14 protein-coding genes and 1 pseudogene are annotated in these 17822 nt (G+C 65.1%); 5 read left to right on the top strand and 10 right to left on the bottom strand.

The features are described from left to right. Window positions 1-114: pseudogene (locus tag HBF25_RS22670) on the top strand (IS30 family transposase); the annotation flags it as partial. A gap of 305 nt (window positions 115-419) precedes the next feature. On the opposite strand, the gene HBF25_RS08045 reads toward HBF25_RS22670, so the two are convergent. The 3 genes from HBF25_RS08045 to HBF25_RS08055 form a co-directional block, all read right to left on the bottom strand. Beyond that, window positions 420-1508, bottom strand: a complete 1089-nt coding sequence (locus HBF25_RS08045) for an alpha/beta fold hydrolase (RefSeq protein ID WP_243853133.1) — start codon at window positions 1506-1508, stop codon at window positions 420-422. Window positions 1509-1535: 27 nt separating this feature from the next. Continuing rightward, on the bottom strand, window positions 1536-2609 hold the full coding sequence (locus HBF25_RS08050) for a thioredoxin family protein (protein ID WP_166947358.1): 1074 nt from the start codon (window positions 2607-2609) through the stop codon (window positions 1536-1538). A gap of 245 nt (window positions 2610-2854) precedes the next feature. Further along, window positions 2855-3313, bottom strand: coding sequence for a DciA family protein (locus tag HBF25_RS08055; protein WP_166947359.1), 459 nt, complete (start codon window positions 3311-3313; stop codon window positions 2855-2857). Between the two features lie 29 nt (window positions 3314-3342). Between HBF25_RS08055 and HBF25_RS08060 the strand changes: the two genes are divergently transcribed. Both HBF25_RS08060 and secA read left to right on the top strand, forming a co-directional pair. Then, window positions 3343-4260 (top strand): M23 family metallopeptidase, encoded by a 918-nt coding sequence (locus HBF25_RS08060; protein ID WP_166947360.1) that lies wholly within the window; start codon window positions 3343-3345, stop codon window positions 4258-4260. Window positions 4261-4394: 134 nt separating this feature from the next. Further along, on the top strand, window positions 4395-7112 hold the full coding sequence (secA, locus tag HBF25_RS08065) for a preprotein translocase subunit SecA (protein WP_166947361.1): 2718 nt from the start codon (window positions 4395-4397) through the stop codon (window positions 7110-7112). Between the two features lie 420 nt (window positions 7113-7532). Here the strand turns inward: secA and HBF25_RS08070 are convergent, their stop codons facing one another. The 7 genes from HBF25_RS08070 to HBF25_RS08100 form a co-directional block, all read right to left on the bottom strand. Next, the gene (locus HBF25_RS08070) at window positions 7533-8384 is read right to left on the bottom strand and encodes a symmetrical bis(5'-nucleosyl)-tetraphosphatase (RefSeq protein ID WP_166947362.1); all 852 of its coding nucleotides are present in this window, start codon (window positions 8382-8384) and stop codon (window positions 7533-7535) included. A gap of 48 nt (window positions 8385-8432) precedes the next feature. Next, window positions 8433-8816: a Co2+/Mg2+ efflux protein ApaG gene (gene apaG, locus HBF25_RS08075; RefSeq protein WP_166947363.1), complete on the bottom strand. Its 384-nt coding sequence runs from the start codon at window positions 8814-8816 to the stop codon at window positions 8433-8435. Window positions 8817-8868: 52 nt separating this feature from the next. After that, a complete protein-coding gene (gene rsmA / locus HBF25_RS08080; RefSeq protein ID WP_166947364.1) occupies window positions 8869-9648 on the bottom strand; it encodes a 16S rRNA (adenine(1518)-N(6)/adenine(1519)-N(6))-dimethyltransferase RsmA in 780 nt (259 codons plus the stop codon). Further along, window positions 9645-10640 (bottom strand): 4-hydroxythreonine-4-phosphate dehydrogenase PdxA, encoded by a 996-nt coding sequence (pdxA, locus tag HBF25_RS08085; protein ID WP_166947365.1) that lies wholly within the window; start codon window positions 10638-10640, stop codon window positions 9645-9647. Before pdxA ends, rsmA begins: the two co-directional genes overlap by 4 nt. Window positions 10641-10646: 6 nt before the next feature. Beyond that, the gene (locus HBF25_RS08090; RefSeq protein ID WP_166947925.1) at window positions 10647-12023 is read right to left on the bottom strand and encodes a peptidylprolyl isomerase; all 1377 of its coding nucleotides are present in this window, start codon (window positions 12021-12023) and stop codon (window positions 10647-10649) included. Window positions 12024-12054: 31 nt separating this feature from the next. After that, a complete protein-coding gene (locus HBF25_RS08095; protein WP_341778060.1) occupies window positions 12055-14598 on the bottom strand; it encodes an LPS-assembly protein LptD in 2544 nt (847 codons plus the stop codon). A 148-nt stretch (window positions 14599-14746) separates the two neighbouring features. After that, window positions 14747-15307, bottom strand: coding sequence for a cob(I)yrinic acid a,c-diamide adenosyltransferase (locus HBF25_RS08100; RefSeq protein ID WP_166947367.1), 561 nt, complete (start codon window positions 15305-15307; stop codon window positions 14747-14749). Window positions 15308-15391: 84 nt separating this feature from the next. Between HBF25_RS08100 and ubiH the strand changes: the two genes are divergently transcribed. Together ubiH and HBF25_RS08110 are read left to right on the top strand one after the other, a co-directional pair. Further along, window positions 15392-16600 (top strand): 2-octaprenyl-6-methoxyphenyl hydroxylase, encoded by a 1209-nt coding sequence (gene ubiH, locus HBF25_RS08105; RefSeq protein WP_166947368.1) that lies wholly within the window; start codon window positions 15392-15394, stop codon window positions 16598-16600. Next, window positions 16597-17802: a UbiH/UbiF/VisC/COQ6 family ubiquinone biosynthesis hydroxylase gene (locus tag HBF25_RS08110; protein ID WP_166947369.1), complete on the top strand. Its 1206-nt coding sequence runs from the start codon at window positions 16597-16599 to the stop codon at window positions 17800-17802. Before ubiH ends, HBF25_RS08110 begins: the two co-directional genes overlap by 4 nt. The last annotated feature ends 20 nt before the right edge of the window (window positions 17803-17822 follow it).

Consider the following 17822-nt stretch of genomic DNA (forward strand, 5'->3'; position numbering starts at 1 on the left):
ACCCAGGCCCAGCTCAATGCCGTGGCCAAAGAACTAAACCAGCGACCTCGGCAGACACTGGGCTTCCAGTGTCCGGCTGAAGTACTTCATCAAACTGTTGCACCGACCGGTTGAGATCGCCCCGTGCCTCGGCAGGAAAGGCCGGCCTTCCTGGCCGGCCCCGCTACGCGGCCTTGTCCGCCCGCTCCCCTCACCTCCATCAAGTCGCGCCAAGGGCCGCCCCCGCCGCCTCTCCCCATCGTGACCGCAGGCTGTTGTAGGAGCGCGCCTGCGCGCGACCGGTTATCGCAAACAACATCATCGTTTCGATTCATCCGGTCGCGCGCAAGCACGCTCCTACAACGCCGTCCGGCTACCTATGGGGCGATCGCATTGGCGATTCCCGCGAAGCGAAACGCTCATCTCGTCTTTATCGGTTCCTACAGCGCCGTTACGTCCTTCACCGCATCGACAAATGCTTTCGGTGCTTCCTGCGGCAGGTTATGCCCGATGCCGCCGGTGATGGTGCGATGCGCGTACTTGCCCGTGAACCTGCCGGCATACGCAGCCGGCTCTGGGTGCGGTGCACCGTTGGCATCACCTTCGAGGGTGATCGTAGGGACACCGATGCCAGGCGCCGTTGCCAGCTTCGCTTCCAGCTCGTCGTACTTCGACTCGCCTTCGACGATACCCAGCCGCCAGCGGTAGTTGTGCACCACGACGGCGACATGATCGGGATTGTCGAAGGCTGTCGCCGAGCGATCGAAGGTGGCGTCGTCGAAGGCCCACTTTGGTGAGGCGGTGTGCCAGATGAGGCGGGCGAATTCCCTGCGGTTCTTCTCGTATCCCAGGCGGCCGCGCTCCGTCGCGAAGTAGAACTGGTACCACCACGACAACTCCGCCTGCGGTGGCAGCGGTGCGGCGCCGGCCTTCTGGTTGCCGATGAGGTAGCCGCTGACGGATACCAGCGCTTCGCAACGTTGCGGCCACAGAGCGGCGAGGATGTTGGCGGTGCGCGCGCCCCAGTCGAAACCGGCGATCACGGCCTTGTCGATGTTCAGGGCATCCATCAGCGCAATGATGTCCACGGCGACGACGGATTGCTGGCCGTTGCGCATGGTGTCCGGTGACAGGAAGCGGGTGCTGCCGTAGCCGCGCAGGTAGGGAACGATGACGCGGTAACCCGAGGCGGCAAGCGCCGGTGCCACTTCCTCGAAGGCATGAATGTCATACGGCCAGCCGTGCAGGAGGATGGCGACGCGGCCGTTGGATGGTCCCAGTTCGGCATAGCCGACGTCGAGCAGGCCGGCCCTGACCTGGCGGATGGTGCCCAGTCCTTTGCCACCCGGGAGTGCGATGAATGCAGACGCGGGCGATGATGACGGCGCCGAAGGCATGGCCATCGTCGAGGCCATCGCCTTGCCGATGCCCAGCAGGCCGAGCGGCGCGGCTGCCGTGAGTGCGGCGGCGAAGCCCATGAAGCGGCGGCGCTGCGTGTTGGTGGGTTCGTTGTCGCGGACGTCGTTCATGGGATGGCTCCAGGGGACTTGGGGTGATCAGCCGAAGGTGAAGGCGTAGGCGGAGGCGCCTGGGTCGAGGAAGCGGATTTCGAAGGTGTGCTCGCCGGTGTCGCCCGCCTGGCGGATGAGCTGGTACAGGCGGGTTTCGTCGACATGGCCGTTGCCTTGCGCATCCGTGTCGGTGCCATGGGCATCGCCCGGTGCCTTGCCGTCGAGGGTGACGGTGAAACGCAGCGCCTTGCCGTCGCTGCCGGGGGCGAGCACGAGGTGCAGGTCGCGGGCGCGGAAGCGGTAGACGATCGAGGCGCCGGTCTTGTCGGCGGTGGCGCGTTCGCCGTGGACGGTCCAGTCGCCGGTGAGGCCCCAGTGATTGAGGCACGGGTTGGTTACCGAGTAGTGCTGGCGATGGTTTTCCGCGAAGCCTTCGGGGGAGGCGAAGCCCTCGGCTTTGTCGAAGCCGATGTACGTTTCGTCTGAGGCGGCGCCAGCAGGATCGGGGGCGACTTCGGTGCCTTTTGCCTGCGGCGCGACCAGGCCTTCGTCGGTTGTATGTTGTCCGGAGGCTTCGGCGAGCAGGTCCTGGATGACGTGCTCAGACAGGTCGTAATCGCCTTCGCCGTACTGGTGGTGGCGGATGTGGCCGCTGGCGTCCACGAAGTAGAGCGCGGGCCAGTACCGGTTGTGGAAGGCATTCCAGATGCTGTGTTCGCTGTCCACGGCCACTGGGTAGGTGATGCCGAAACGGGTGATGGCCTGGCGGATGTTGCCGTCGTCCTTCTCGAAGTCGAACTCGGGAGTGTGCACGCCGATGACCACGAGGCCCTGGTCTTTGTACTTGTCGGCCCAGGCGCGGATGTAGGGGATCGTGCGGATGCAGTTGATGCAGGAGTACGTCCAGAAATCGATGAGGACGACCTTGCCCTTGAGCTGCGCTGGCGTCAGCGCCGGACCGTTGAGCCAGCCCGTGGCACCGCTCAGCGCGGGCAGGGAGCCCTGGACGGGCAGGGCGCTGTGGTAACCCTCCGTGGCGCCCACGCCGGTGGCGGTGAGCAGGCCCGCAATGAGGGCGAGACGGGTGGAGTTGAGGCGAAAAATCGCAGACATCGACATGGGCGGGCCCTGGGAGGTGGTTCCTGGATGCCGTCCATGAAACCGCTTCGATGTATCCCGGGTATTTGCTGTCGCCGGCCGATATGTACCGGAATGTAGCCCTGGCCGCCTACGGGGGCGCGGCTGATCCGCGTCAAATTTACGTGCAAATTAGGTGTTTGCCCGTTTCATGCGTGTTATAAAGTTCGCCGCCCTGGATTCTGCCGAGCTGTTCGCAGGTTGCGAAAGGCGACGCAAGTGACGGATCAGTCTTGATTTTCGGCCTGGGAGGCCAGTTCAAGGAACAGGTCCCGCAAGGTGGGGTCCGATAGTGTCGCCGCGACAGTCCGAAGGTGTCGGGCTGCCGAGGCGGAAAGCGGTTTACGCAGGTCGGGGATCTCATCCTCGACCGGCAGGGGGGCCACTTTCACGGCAACCGCGAAGGCCATCGCGCCCATGGCGCGTGCGGCATCGAGGATCTGCGTCTGGTACAGGCGCACCCGCGAAGCCCAGGCCGACGAGGGCGCAAGGAAGACAAGCCTGCCGTCGCGCAGGTCCGCCAGGCGGACCTGGTCGCGCATCGGATTGGGCAGTGTCGCGCGTAGCTGGCGGTCCAGTGCGTCGAGTTCGCGGGCTTTGCGGGCCAGCGACGCGACAGGACCCACCTCCACGATGGACTTGAGTCCTCGCGTGGTGCGGCGGGTGGGCTGGGACGGCGGTGGCATGACCGGCTTCGACGATTCGATGGGAACGTATGCAGATCATACTCGTGTCACGAGGCCAGAAAGGGCCGAAAACACTGGACTTCACCTGCCGGCGCATGCGCTGCAAGATGGTGGGCATGGCTGCCGTGGCGTTCATCGGCATCGCCGGTGTAGGTGCCGCGCTCGCGCTCGCGCTTTCAGGCTCGCGTTCAGCAGGCCCGGTGGTCGCCAGAAACACGCCCGAAGCCCAGCGGGTGGCCGATCAGGCTGACGCGCAGCGCGAGTTGAATGCCCTGGCGGTGAAGCTGGGCCAGCTACAGGCGCAGTCGATTCGTCTCAATGCCCTGGGCGAGCGACTGACCCAGGTGGGCAAGCTCGACGACGGCGAGTTCAACTTCAATGAAGAGCCGGCGCAGGGCGGTCCCGAGATTGCCCCCAGCAGCGACGCTGCCTATCTGAAGCCGGCGGCCCTGGGCAAGGATATCGACCTGCTTTCCGGGCAGTTCGATGCCCAGCAGGCCCAGCTCGAAGCCCTCCATGACATGCTGCTCGACCGCAAGATCGAGTCGAGCCTGCGCCCCACCGGCATGCCGGTGAACGGCTATATCTCATCTTTCTTCGGCGGCCGGCCGGACCCGTTCAGCGGGCACGCCGCGCGCCACACGGGCATCGACATTGCCGCACCGAAGGGTACGCCGGTGACGGCGGTGGCCGAGGGCATGGTCACTTTCGCAGGTCAGCGCAGCGGCTATGGCGATGTCGTCGAAATCGACCACGGCAATGGCTACATGACCCGTTACGCCCACAACAGCGCCATCCTGGCGAAGCCCGGCCAGCACGTGCGGGTGGGCGACGAGATCGCCAGGGCCGGCTCCACGGGCCGCTCGACCGGTTCCCACGTGCATTTCGAGGTCTGGTACCACGACCGCGTGGTCAATCCGCTGGCGTACGTTCGCAGCCACCGCTGAGAAAGGCTTGAAACCGTGACGGGCTGCCGCCACCCCGGGGAAAGCCCGGGGCGGTCGTACGTAGTATGATCGTCCCTTCATGCCGTCCGCCCCCGGGCGTATGGCGTCTCTTTCGTTTCAGATCCGGATGATCGATGTTCAATCGTGCCCTGACGAGCATTTTCGGAAGCCGTAACGACCGCGTGCTGCGCGACCTCTCCAAGACGGTCAAGCGCATCAACGCCCTCGAAGCGGAGTACGAAAAGCTTTCCGACGACGACCTGCGTGGCAAGACCGAGGCATTCCGCCAGCGCCTTGCGGCTGGCGAGACCCTCGACAAGCTGCTCCCGGAAGCCTTCGCGACCACCCGCGAGGCCGCCAAGCGCGTGCTGGGCATGCGCCACTACGACGTCCAGCTCATCGGCGGCATGGTGCTGCATTCGGGTCGCATTGCCGAAATGCGTACCGGCGAGGGCAAGACCCTGGTCGGTACCCTGCCGGTCTACCTCAACGCGCTGGAAGGCAAGGGCGTCCACGTCGTCACGGTCAACGACTACCTGGCCCGTCGCGACTCGGCCCTCATGGGCAAGTTGTACAACTTCCTGGGCCTCTCGGTCGGCGTCGTGTACCCGGGCATGGACCACGCCGACAAGCGTGGCGCCTATGCGTCGGACATCACCTACGGCACCAACAACGAATTCGGTTTCGACTACCTGCGCGACAACATGGCGCTCAGCAAGGACCAGCGTCACCAGCGCGGCCTGCATTACGCCATCGTCGACGAAGTCGATTCCATCCTCATCGACGAAGCGCGTACGCCGCTCATCATCTCCGGTCCCGCCGAGGATTCCCCGCAGCTCTACATCGCGGTGAACAAGGTCGTGCCGCACCTGATCCGCCAGGAGAAGGAAGACGGCGCCGGCGATTACTTCGTCGACGAGAAACAGAAGCAGGTGCACATGTCCGAAGAGGGCATGGAGCACGCCGAACAGCTGCTGCGCCAGGCCGGGGTCATCGAGCCGGAAAGCGGCCTGTACGACTCCAAGAACCTCGCGGTGGTGCACCACCTCAATGCCGCGCTGCGCGCCAACGCCATCTACCAGCGCGACGTCGATTACATCGTGCGCGATGGCGAAGTGATCATCGTCGATGAGTTCACCGGCCGCACCCTCGCGGGGCGCCGCTGGTCCGATGGCCTGCACCAGGCGGTGGAAGCAAAGGAAGGCGTGCCCATCCAGCGCGAGAACCAGACGCTGGCCACGGTCACGTTCCAGAACCTGTTCCGCATGTACAAGAAGCTGGCCGGCATGACCGGTACGGCCGATACCGAAGCCTACGAATTCCAGAGCGTCTACGGCCTCGAAGTGGTGGTGATCCCCACCCACAAGCCGATGGTGCGCGTGGACAACCCCGATGCCGTGTTCCTCGGCCCGGATGCCAAGTTCAAGGCCGTCATCGAAGACATCAAGGCCTGCCACGAGCGTGGCCAGCCGGTGCTGGTGGGTACCGCTTCCATCGACGTGTCCGAGCTGGTCTCGGGCCTGCTCAAGCAGGCGAAGATTCCGCACGAAGTGCTCAACGCGAAGCAACACGAGCGCGAAGCGCACATCGTGGCCCAGGCCGGTGCGCCGGGCGCCGTCACCATCGCCACCAACATGGCCGGTCGCGGTACCGATATCGTGCTGGGCGGCAGCCTCGAAGCTGCCCTCGCCACGCTGCCGGAAGGCGCGTCCGACGCCGATCGCGAGAAGATCAAGGCCGACTGGAAGCTCCGTCATGAGCAGGTGCTCGCTTCGGGCGGCCTGCACATCATCGGTACCGAGCGCCACGAGTCCCGCCGTATCGACAACCAGCTGCGCGGTCGTTCGGGCCGCCAGGGTGACCCGGGTTCCTCGCGCTTCTACCTGTCGCTGCAAGACAACCTGATGCGCATCTTCGGCGGCGAGCGTATCGGCCGCTGGATGCAGATGTTCGGCATGAAGGAAGACGAGGCACTGGAAGACCGCCTCATCACCCGTCAGATCGAAAAGGTGCAGCGCAAGGTCGAGCAGCACAACTTCGACATCCGCAAGAACCTCCTCGATTTCGACGACGTGGCCAACGATCAGCGCAAGGTGATCTACGCCCAGCGCGACGAGCTGCTGGAACTTGAGGACATCTCCGACATGGTCGGCGATATCCGCCTCGACGTGGTCGAAGGCCTGGTGCGTCGCTTCGTGCCGGCCGACAGCATCGATGCCCAGTGGGATGTCGCCGGTCTGGATCGCGAGCTGGCCAGTGAACTCAACCTTCGTCTTGACCTGCCCAGGTGGGTCGAGAGCCAGAAGGAAATCGACGCCGAAGGCATCCTTGAGCATGTCCGCGAGGCAGTCGATGGGCTGTTCGCCGAGAAGGAAGTACAGGTCGGTCCGGAAACCATGCGTTCACTCGAGAAGCACGTGATGCTCTCGGTGGTGGACAACGCCTGGAAGGAACACCTTGCCAGCATGGATTACCTGCGCCAGGGCATCTATCTGCGCGGTTATGCGCAGAAGCAGCCGAAGCAGGAGTTCAAGCGCGAGTCGTTCGAGCTCTTCTCGGAAATGCTCGACCGCATCAAGAGCGAAGTGGTGCAGATGCTCGCCCGCATCCGTATCCGCAGCGAAGACGAGGTGCTGGCGATGGAAGCCGAGCAGCAGCGCGCCGCCGAATCGCAGCGCCTGCAGTTCCAGCATGCAGATGCGCAGGCCATGGGCCAGCCGGAGGGCGCGGTCGAGACCGAGCGCGCCGGGCAGGCACCGTTGTTCAGTGATGCACCGAAGGTCGGTCGCAACGACCCTTGCCCCTGCGGTTCGGGCAAGAAGTACAAGCACTGCCACGGTCAGCTGAGCTGATATGAAAAACCCGCCGGAAGGCGGGTTTTTCTTTTGGGGTGGCTTGGTTTTCTAACTCTTGGGCGTTTCGTTCTTTACCGGTCGCGCGCGAGGCGCGCTCCTACAGGGGGACTGTCGCGCGCGGTCGTTGTGGTCGTGTGCGTTTCGCTTTTACCGGTCGCGCGCGAGGCGCGCTCCTACAGGGGGACTGTCGCGCGCGGTCGTTGTGGTCGTGTGCGTTTCGCTTTTACCGGTCGCGCGCGAGGCGCGCTCCTACAGGGGGCCGTCGCGCGCGGTCGTTATGGTCGTGTGCGTTTCGCTTTTACCGGTCGCGCGCGAGGCGCGCTCCTACAGGGGCGGCTGGTGTAGGAGCGCGCCTTGCGCGCGACCGGTCCAGGGGAGATGCAACAGATCACGCTCCACGCGTGACCCGGGTGATACTCAATCCCCGCCACCCTTCGGCTTCTGCCGGTGCGGTTCGGCCTGCACGGTGACGTACTCCGGCTCTTCGCTATCCAGCCGCAACGCCGTGAGCTGCCCACCCCATACACAGCCCGTATCGATGGCATACACGCCAAGCCCGGCAAAACGCCCCAGGGCCGACCAATGCCCGCAGACGATCTTCGTTTCGCGCCGGCGCATGCCCGGCACTTCGAACCACGGATACATCCCCGGTTTCTGCGTGCCAGGCGTGCCTTTGCCTTCGAAATCGATCCGCCCGTTGACGTCGCAGTAACGCATGCGGGTCAGCGTATTGATGCTGGCGCGATGGCGCTCGACACCTTGCAAGCGGTTGTTCCAGCCCGGGGGGCGATTGCCGAACAGGTTCTTCAGCAGACGCTGATAACGCGGGCCGCTGAGCTCGCGCTCGACTTCCATCGCGGCGCGCTGTGCCTGACGCAACGTCCAGCTCGGCGCCATGCCGGCATGGATCATCGTCCAGCCCAGGGCCTCGTCATGGTGCAGCAGCTTCTGCATCCGCAGCCATTCGAGCAGCACGGGCGCATCGTCGGCGAACAGTACCTCGCGCAGCTCGGCATTGACGCGAGCCTGCGCATCCTCGCGGCGCTGACCGATCGCCAGTAGCGAGAGATCGTGATTGCCTAGCGTGATGACACTCTGCTCGCGCAGCGAATGGATGAGACGCAGCGTGGCGAGGGACTCGCCACCGCGGTTCACCAGGTCGCCACAGAACCAGAGGCGGTCATTCGCCGGGTCGAAACGGATCTTCTCCAGCAGGCGCTGGAGTTCGGGATAACAACCCTGGACGTCACCGATTGCGTAAACGGCCATCAGTCGAGTCGCTCCATGGCGTGGTATGTGCTTTCCATGGATGCTTTCCTAATGCAGCGTACGCGGGATCGACAGGACGAAGGCGGGGATCTTCGCGTCGAAATGGGTGCCGTCGTCGGCGATCATGCGGTAGCTGCCTTCCATCGTGCCGACGGAGGTTTCCAGGACCGCCCCCGAGGTGTACTCGTACGAATCGCCCGGACGCATCCAGGGCTGTTCGCCGACGACGCCGTCGCCGCGCACTTCCTCGACCTTGCCATTGGCATCCGTGATGACCCAGTGACGGGTCATCAACTGCGCGCCGGTGTCGCCGATGTTGCGCAAGGTGATCGTGTAGGCGAACACATAGCGGTTATCGGCCGGCTGCGACTGGTCGGGGACGAAGCGGGTTTCGACCTCCACGTCGATCGTGTAGGGATTCTTGGAATTCATGCACCGATTGTCCGGGACGGGGGAGAGGCGGGCAAGCCCGCCTTTCGTCCGTTCAGATGGCGTTGGCGAGGGTGACGAAATCGCCGGGAGCCAGTGTTTCGGCGCGGGCACGCGGATCGATGCCCAGATCGCGGATCGTGGCCTCGTCCACCAGGCCTTTCAACGTGTTCGAAAGGGTTTTGCGACGCATGGCAAATGCAGCCTTCACCACCGTATGGATTTTTGCCGGATCGCCCTTGGGCAGCTGTTCCGGCGGCAGGGGCACCAGACGCACCACGGCCGAATCCACCTTCGGTGGCGGGCGGAAGGCACCCGGCGGCACCGTGAACAGCGGCGTCACCTTGCAGGCCAGCTGCAACATGACACTGAGGCGCCCGTAGACCTTGCTGCCCGGCTCGGCGGCCATGCGGTCCACGACTTCCTTCTGCAGCATGAAATGCATGTCCTGGATGGCGGACGCATGCTCGACGCAGTGGAAGAGGATAGGGCTGGAAATGTAATAAGGCAGGTTGCCGGCAACGCGCAAGCGCTCCGCGCCCAGTTCGCGCGCGAGTGCCGTGAAATCAACCTTCAGCACGTCGGAATGCACGATGCGCAGCTCGCCGATGGCGGCGGCGCGTTCCTGCAGGCCCGGAATCAGGTCGGTGTCCAGCTCGATTGCCGTCATCTTCTTCGCGACGGCGAGCAGCGGCATGGTCATCGCGCCTTCGCCCGGCCCGATCTCGACGACGGTGTCGCCGTCCTTCGGGGCGATGGACGTCACGATGCGGTCGATATAACGCTTGTCGTGCAGGAAGTGCTGGCCGAAACTTTTCTTGGGTCGTGCGTTCATGCGAGGGCCCCGCGACGGGCGAGGTCGATGGCAAGCCGGGTCGCGGCGAACAGGCTGGCGGGATCCGCCTGGCCGCTACCGGCCAGGTCGAGTGCCGTGCCGTGATCGACGGACGTGCGGATGAAAGGGAGTCCGAGCGTGACGTTCACCGTGCGGTCGAACGCCTCGCTCTTGAGTACGGGTAAGGCCTGGTCGTGGTACATGGCCAGCACGGCGTCGTAGCGCTCGCGCATGGCGGGAACGAAGGCCGTATCGGCGGGCAGCGGGCCAAGCAGCTCCATGCCCTCGCCGCGCAGGCGCTCAAGCAGGGGGATGATGGTGTCCAGCTCTTCGCGCCCCATATGGCCGCCTTCGCCCGCATGGGGATTAAGACCCAGCACGGCGATGCGCGGCGTCGCGATGCCGAAGCGGGCGACCAGCGCATCACGCACGATGCGCAGGGTACGTTCCAGCAAAGGTGCGGTCACCGCCGAAGGCACGGCCGACAGCGGCAGGTGCGTGGTGGCAAGCGTCACCCGCAGCTCGGGGCTGGCGAGCATCATCACGACCTCGGCGCCTGCGCGTTCGGCGAAGAACTCGGTGTGGCCGCTGAAGGGGATACCGGCTTCGTTGATGCTGGCTTTCTGCACCGGCCCCGTGACCACGGCATCGAAGCTGCCATCGAGACAGCCTTCGGCAGCGAGTGCCAGCATATCGAGCACGTGTCGCGCGTTGGCGGGATCGGGGTGCCCGAAGTGCTCGGTTGTACCCAGTGGCACGTGACGCACACGAATGCTGCCGGCGGCACGTTGCGTCAGGCGGGCGCCGTCGTCATCGAGAATATGGAGGGACAGGCCGCATATCGCGGCGGCCCGTTCGAGCAGGCCGCGATCGGTGATCGCGACGAGGTCGGCAGGAAGGTCGCTTGCCGCAAGCCGGGCAAGCAACTCGGGACCGACCCCGGCAGGCTCACCGGCGGTGACGGCGAGCCGTGGCAGGGTGGTCGCGTTCATATCGGTTTACGGCGTGCTGGCAGAGGCCTGCTTGTCGTCCGGTGCTTTCAGCTCCGGCACGCGGATGTCCACGAACGACTGCGAGCGCAGGTCACGCAGGAAGTTGTCGTAGGCGGCGTCGGCCTTGCGGTTGCCGATGGTCTGGCGAGCCTGGTCGCGCTGGAGCTGATCGGTGAGATCGCTCTGGCGGGTGCCCAGGCGCTGCAGGATGATCCAGCCGGCGTCGGTCTGGATGGGATGCGAGACCTCGTTGTCCTTCAGCTGGTCGATGCTGTTCGCGATGGCGGCGCCCCAGGCGTCCTTCGCAAACCAGCCCATGTCGCCGCCGCTGTTCGCCGTGGTGTTGTCCTTGGAGTCGTCCTTGGCGATCTTGGCGAAGTCTTCGTGCTTGTCGACCACGCGGGTGTAGATGTCCTGGGCCTTCTTCTCGGCCTGCTCCGGGGTGACGATTTCGGACGGCTTGATGAGGATCTGGCGTGCGTGATACTCGGTGACCACCTGACGGCCCGGAGCGCGGGTGTCCACCAGCTTCAGGATGTGGAAACCGGTGGGGCCACGCAGGGCGCCGGTGGTCTCGCCCGGCTTCAGGCTGGACACGGCATCGGCGAAGGCCGGCGGCACTTCGTCGAGACGACGCCAGCCGAGATCGCCGCCGTCCAGGGCATCCTGGGCATCGGAGAAGCGGATGGCCGCGGCGTTGAAGTCCATACCGCCCTTGATCGCCTTGAGGGCTTCCTCGGCCTTGGCCTGGGCGGCCGCGATGTCGGCGGCGCTGCCGTTGGAGGGCGTGCCGATCTGGATGTGGGCCAGATGCACTTCGCCGGCCTTGTAGCTCGGGCTGGCGAGGAGGTTGTTCACTTCGGAATCGGTGACCGAGACCTGGTCGCGCACGATGCTCTCGTGGAGCTTCTGGGCGATGATCTGGTCGGACAGCTGCTGGCGGAAGGCCGCAAAGCTGTAGCCGTCCTGTTGCACGGCGCCACGCAGCTGGTCCGGGGTCATCTTGTTCTGCTGGGCCACGTTGGCCACGGCCTGGTCGACATCCTGGTCGGAGACCTTGATGTTCTGGTCGTTGGCCTTGGAAACCTGCAGCTTCATCAGGATGAGGCGGTCGAGCACCTGGCGGGCCAGGATGTCCTTGGGCGGCAGCTGCTCCGGATTGGAGGCGTACTGGCGCACGATGGCATTGATGGCCTCGTTCAGCTCGCTCTGCAGGATGACGTCGTCTTCCACCACCGCGACGATGCGGTCGAGTGAACCGTTGCCGACATCGGCACTACCCGGCGTGGCCGGCTGGGCGGCCGGCAGGAGCTGGGCATGCGCGGACGGGACGGCCACCAGGATGGAGGCGGCGAGCAGGGAGTAGGCGAGGATCTGCTTCATCGAGTAAGGGTGCCCGGGGCCATTGCCCCACTTATTGATAGCCAAGGATAGCACGGCGCAGGTACTGGCCCGATTGCGGGTTCAGCGAGCCCAGGCCCTTGAATTCCACCTCGAACATGATCGCGTTCGCCGTGGAACGGGTGTAATCGTGTACGTAATGGCGGCCGAGCAGGCGGAAGGCCGCGCAGCAGCTGTCGTACTCGATGCCCACCGCGGCGTCCAGGGTGCGGTGCGAATAGGTAAAGGTGTTGAACGGATTGCCGCCATTGAACCCGGCGACCGTGATCGGGACCACGTCACGGCGGGCAAAAACCCAACGGGCCAGAGCGCGCCAGCGCTCGGACACGGGGTAGACCACGGACGTGTCGAATTGTTCCATCACGTTGCGGCGATAGCGGTACGAGAAGTTGACGATGCCGTCGCCCTTGATCCGGCGCTGGATCTGGACGGTGGCCAGGTCGGTATCGCGGCCCTGTACGGGTATCACGCCCTGGTCGTTGAAGTAGATGCCAGGCTTCTTGTTCGGATTCCACTGGTAGGAGCTGTTCAGGCGCCAGTTGTCATTGAATTGCATGCTCATCTGGGCCACGTAGTCGGATTTGTCGAACGTGGTCGGGGTGATATACGGAGCAGCCTGGACCTTCTGGTCTGAGAAATAATGAATCTGGCCGATACTTGCCGAGAAGCGTTCGACACCGTGATCATCGAGCAGACGCGTGGTGAGGGCAGCGGTCAGGTTGTTCGCGTCCATCTGCCGGTCGGCGCCGGAGAACCGGTTGGTGGTGAACAATTGCCAGAAGTCGAACGACATTTCGCTGGTGTCAAACAGCGGCAGGTTGTTCTGGTTGCGATAGGGCACGTACAGGTAATAGAGGCGCGGTTCGAGTGTCTGCGTATAGCTGGTACCGAACAGGTTCGTCTGGCGGTCGAAGATCAGCCCGGTATCCAGGCTGGCGATGGGGAGTGATCGCGACGGGGTCCGCTGGGTATAGTTGAATTTCTGGTAGTCGCTGTCCAGCTGGTAGCCGGTATAGCGATATTCCAGGCGCGGGCGGACGAACCAGGATGCGCCGGAGAAATCGGCAGACACGAACGGTGCGATATCAAGGCGATTACCATCTACCTGACCAGGAAAAAGCGGGTTGTTCGCGGCAATGAGCGGTGACGGGTCCAGTTTGCGGAATGCGACCGCTTCCGTCGCGACGCCAACGTCCAGCCAGTTAGTTACCGGGGCATCCACGTTGAATGTAGCGCGCGGCCAGCGACGGTACGGTGTCACGTAGTTCGGCAGGCCGGCATCGACGTTCTGGTAATCGTCCACGCCAAGCGACGCATTCCAGTATTTGCCACCCTTGCTCACATAGGCACTGGATGTCAGCAGCCCGATCGCGGAGGAATACAGGTCGTTGCTGAAATCGCGGAAGTACTGGTTGTCCGAGGCGTGGTTGATATTCGCCCCGAAATGGAAGCCGTCGCCCAGGTCGGTCGAGTTCGTGACCTGAATCAGGTAACGCTGCTTGGAGCCATCACGATCGCTGGTATGGCTGATGTCCTGGTCCGGGCCCTTGTCATTGGCCATGTACTGGAAATAGACCGTGCCATTCGACTTAGGAAGCAGGTAACGGAACTCGCCGCCCAGCATGAAACCTCGGTCGGAGTAGTAGCGCGGATCGATCGTGGCATCGTAGTTCGGCGCCAGATTCAGGTAATACGGCGTGGACAGGTAGATGCCCGAGTAGCTCGATGAGCCGAACGTCGGGTACAGGAAACCGCTCTTGCGACGATCATCCAGCGGGAACGTGAAATACGGCAGGTACATGAACGGCACGTTCTTGAAACGCATCGTTGCATTCCGCGCCACGCCGACGCCGGTTTCCTTGTTGAGGTTCAGCGTCTTGGCGCGGAAGTCCCACATGTGGCTGCCGACGTCGCAGGTGGAGTACGTGGCCATGCGGAAACGGCCGTGTTGCGGGTCGAGTACGGTGGCGTGCTCGGCCACGCCATTGCCGCGCGACTGCAGCAGCTGGTAACGGACGTTCTCGGCCTCGCCTTCGTTGGGCGTGGTGGTGCCCGTCATGCGGTCGGCGGAGACCAGCATGCCGGCCTCCTGGTAGCGCACGTTGCCTTCGGCGTCATACGCCGTGGAGTCGGAGTTGTAAGTGACATCGTCGGCGCGCATGACCTGGTCCGCGCGCTCGAGACGGACACCGCCGGTCATGTGGTAGACGTTGGGCTCGGGACTTTCCACCTTGACGCCGCTCTTGCCGCCGTCGTCGATACCGGAATGGACATCGGTAGCCGCGGTGGCACGCAAGGTCGTGTCCTTGGTGATCTCCGGCTCGTAGAAGCCCAGCATGGCGTTCGGCCGGCACATGGCATAGCTGAGCGGCCGCGGCGGACAGATGAAGGAGCCCAGCGGACAGTTCGCCACCGGGGCCTGCGTGGAGCCGGCCTGGATGACATTGCTGTTCTTGGGAGTCTTGGCCTGCACGCCGACAGCGGTGCCAGCGATGACGAGGGCGACGGCGGTCGCCAGCAGGCGGCGTTGAGGCAGGATGCTGATGCGTGACGTCACGGGCTCGGTCTTATCCGTTCGAAAGGGCGCCAAAGTAGCAGAATCGTCGCATCGGCCGCACGCTGGCGCGCCCCCCTGGCGCAACGTCCCCTGCGGCCTCATGGCCCGGAAGGCCAGTTCGACGCTGCGAGCTTACATCGTCCCGCGATCAGCCGCGTGGACGTCGTTCATGTTGCCAGAGGGTTTCGCCATGACCGCTGCGTCGTGCCAGCACGCGCGCGAGCACGAAGAGCAGGTCGGACAGCCTGTTCAGGTAGCGGATGGCCTCGGGGCGCACGTCCTCGAGGCGGGACAGCGCCACGGTTTCGCGTTCAGCGCGGCGGCAGATCGTCCGCGCCAGTTGGCATGATGCGGCGGCCATGCCGCCTCCGGGCAGGATGAAATCCTTCAGGGCCGGCAGGTCGGCGTTGAAGTCATCCAGCACGGCCTCCAGCCGGTCGATGTCGGCGCCCTGGATCATGGCCATACCGGGGATGCACAGCTCCCCGCCCAGGTCGAAGAGCTCGTGCTGGAGCTGGAGCAGGACCTCGCGGACATCGGCGTCCACGCCATCGGTGGCCACGACCATGCCCATGGCGCTGTTCAGCTCGTCCACGGTGCCATAGGCCGCCACCCGCAAGGAGTCCTTGCCGGTTCGGCTGCCGTCGCCCAGGCCGGTGGTGCCGTCATCGCCTGTGCGGGTATAGATTTTCGTCAGTCGGTTGACCATGGAAGTGATTCTATCGGGCGCCCGGTGACTGCGGCAGGCGGACGCAGTACCGGCGCCTTCACCGGGCGGCGTTATCATCACGGCATGACTTCCCCAGATCCCATCCTGATCGTCGGCGGCGGCCTGGTCGGCGCCAGTCTTGCCATCGCACTCGATACCGCCGGCATCCCGGCCGTGCTCGTGGAGGCCGCCGCGCCCCGCGTGGACGACCAGCCCAGCTACGACGAGCGCAACCTCGCCCTGGCCCGTGCCACGGTGAACGGCCTCAAGGCCATCGGTGTGTGGGAGTTCGCCGAAGCGCGCGCCACGCCCATCGTTCATATTCATACGAGCCGTGCCGGTGACTTCGGCAGCGTGCGCATGGACGCGGCGGACGAAGGCGTGGATGCCCTGGGCTGGACCCTGCCGGCTCGCGAACTTGGTGCAGCATTGCTGCGGCGTCTTGATCGTTGCCGTCTGCTCACCCGCCTGGCCCCGGCCCGCGTGGAGCGGATCGAGCCGGTCGAAAATGGCTGGCGCGTGGTCATGACCACGCCCGAAGGCAGCGTGGAGCGCACGACGCCCCTGCTGGTGGGCGCCGACGGCACCACCTCGGGCATCCGCACGCAGCTCGGCATCGGCACGCGTGATCATGACTACGAGCAGGCTCTCTTCGTCAGCACCATGACACCGGAGCGCGATCCGCGCGGCCGGGCCTACGAGCGCTTCACCAACGAGGGGCCCGTGGCGGTGCTGCCGCTGGCGGACCGCCGGATCGGCATGGTTCTCACTGTAGATGCCGGTCGGGCGGACGAAGTGGCTGCGATGGACGACGCAGCCTTCGTCGCCTTCGCCCAGGAACGCTTCGGCTGGCGCCTCGGCCGGTTGTCGCGGCCTGGCAAGCGTTCTCCTTATCCCATCCGCCGTGTAGCGGCCGAGGCGCTGGTCGGCACGCGCGCCGTGCTGGTTGGCAACGCCGCGCAGACCGTGCATCCCATCGGTGCACAGGGCTTCAACCTGGGCCTGCGTGACGCCCTGACCCTGGCCGAACTGGTCACCGACGCATCCGACGTGGGTGCCGCAAGCCTGCTCGGCGAGTACGCCAGCCGCCGCAAGGCCGATCGCGAAGGCACCATGGCGATGAGTCATGGCCTCGTTCGTCTGGCCTGTCTCGACCAGCCTCTGCTGGGCCCGGTCCGTTCCCTTGCGATGCTGGCCCTCGACCGCATTCCGCCGCTACGCCATGCGATGAGTCGCCGGGGCATGGGCTTCCGCGCCCATGCACCCTTCGCCGTGAGGGAGACCACGCCATGAACGACTGGAAGGAATCCCCGCGCCGTCGCAGCGGCCTGCTCGACGTCGCCATCGTGGGCGGCGGCATGGTCGGCGCCACCGCTGCATTGACGCTTGCCCGCGCAGGCTTTGCCGTGGCGCTGGTCGATGCAAAGGAGCCTGCGCCATGGTCCGCGGCCGACGAGCCCGACCTGCGTGTGGTCGGCCTGGCCCCGTCGTCCATTGCATTGTTCGATCAGCTCGGCGTGTGGCCGCGCATTCGCGACGCCCGTGCATCGGCCTACGAGCGCATGGTGGTATGGGACGCCGAGAACGGCGCCACCATTCGTTTCGATGCGGCCGATGACGGGCGCGATGTCCTCGGCTACATCGTCGAAAACAATCTCGTGCAGGCCATGCTGTGGCATGCGCTGGACGATGCCGGCGTCCGTCGCATTGTTCCTGGCGAAGTCGTGGCTTACGCCGGGCGCGAAGACCGTGCACAGCTGGATCTCGCCGATGGTGAGGTGATTGCCGCACGCCTTGTCGTAGCTGCCGATGGTGCCGATTCCGCGCTACGTGGGATGGCAGGCATCGGCACGCATGGCCGGGATTACGGCCAGCGTGGTGTCGTGGCGCACGTGGCAACCGAGCGTCCCCACGAGCGCACCGCATGGCAGCGTTTCCTGCCTACCGGGCCCCTGGCCTTCCTGCCGATGGCGGACGGTCGCTGCTCCATCGTCTGGTCGCTGCCCGAAGACGAAGCCCAGCGCGTGCTGGCGCTCGACGATGACAGCTTCCGTGCCGAACTCGGCGTCGCCAGTGACTTCCGCCTGGGGCCCATTGGCGCGATGACGCGTCGCGTGGGTTTCCCGCTGCGCCTGAAGCTGGCCGACCGCTATGAATCCGGCCGCCTCGTGCTGCTCGGCGACGCCGCGCACACCGTGCATCCGCTGGCCGGGCAAGGCGTGAATCTCGGCCTGCGCGATGTGACGGAGTTGCGCGACACCCTCGTTGCCGCGCGCGACACCGGCCGCGATATCGCCGCCACGCATGTGCTCCGCCGCTACGCACGCCGTCGTCGCAGCGCCGATGGTCTGGACGCCTGGTCGTTCGACACGCTGAAGCGTGTCTACGCCTGGAAGGCCGCACCTCTGGTGGCCGCCCGAGGCGCAGGCATCCGCCTGCTGGAATGCCTCGCCCCCATAAAACGTCGCCTCACCCGCCACGCCTCCGGCCTGTAGGACCCGCCTCATGCGCCCCG

The organism is Luteibacter anthropi, from assembly GCF_011759365.1.
Lineage (GTDB): Bacteria > Pseudomonadota > Gammaproteobacteria > Xanthomonadales > Rhodanobacteraceae > Luteibacter > Luteibacter anthropi.

Bases quoted from the DNA above. Each gene is read 5' to 3' on its own strand.
- HBF25_RS08045 (WP_243853133.1), bottom strand. From the start codon at position 1,508: ATGAACGACGTCCGCGACAACGAACCCACCAACACGCAGCGCCGCCGC.
- HBF25_RS08050 (WP_166947358.1), bottom strand. From the start codon at position 2,609: ATGTCGATGTCTGCGATTTTTCGCCTCAACTCCACCCGTCTCGCCCTC.
- HBF25_RS08055 (WP_166947359.1), bottom strand. From the start codon at position 3,313: ATGCCACCGCCGTCCCAGCCCACCCGCCGCACCACGCGAGGACTCAAG.
- HBF25_RS08060 (WP_166947360.1), top strand. From the start codon at position 3,343: ATGCAGATCATACTCGTGTCACGAGGCCAGAAAGGGCCGAAAACACTG.
- secA (WP_166947361.1), top strand. From the start codon at position 4,395: ATGTTCAATCGTGCCCTGACGAGCATTTTCGGAAGCCGTAACGACCGC.
- HBF25_RS08070 (WP_166947362.1), bottom strand. From the start codon at position 8,384: ATGGCCGTTTACGCAATCGGTGACGTCCAGGGTTGTTATCCCGAACTC.
- apaG (WP_166947363.1), bottom strand. From the start codon at position 8,816: ATGAATTCCAAGAATCCCTACACGATCGACGTGGAGGTCGAAACCCGC.
- rsmA (WP_166947364.1), bottom strand. From the start codon at position 9,648: ATGAACGCACGACCCAAGAAAAGTTTCGGCCAGCACTTCCTGCACGAC.
- pdxA (WP_166947365.1), bottom strand. From the start codon at position 10,640: ATGAACGCGACCACCCTGCCACGGCTCGCCGTCACCGCCGGTGAGCCT.
- HBF25_RS08090 (WP_166947925.1), bottom strand. From the start codon at position 12,023: ATGAAGCAGATCCTCGCCTACTCCCTGCTCGCCGCCTCCATCCTGGTG.
- HBF25_RS08100 (WP_166947367.1), bottom strand. From the start codon at position 15,307: ATGGTCAACCGACTGACGAAAATCTATACCCGCACAGGCGATGACGGC.
- ubiH (WP_166947368.1), top strand. From the start codon at position 15,392: ATGACTTCCCCAGATCCCATCCTGATCGTCGGCGGCGGCCTGGTCGGC.
- HBF25_RS08110 (WP_166947369.1), top strand. From the start codon at position 16,597: ATGAACGACTGGAAGGAATCCCCGCGCCGTCGCAGCGGCCTGCTCGAC.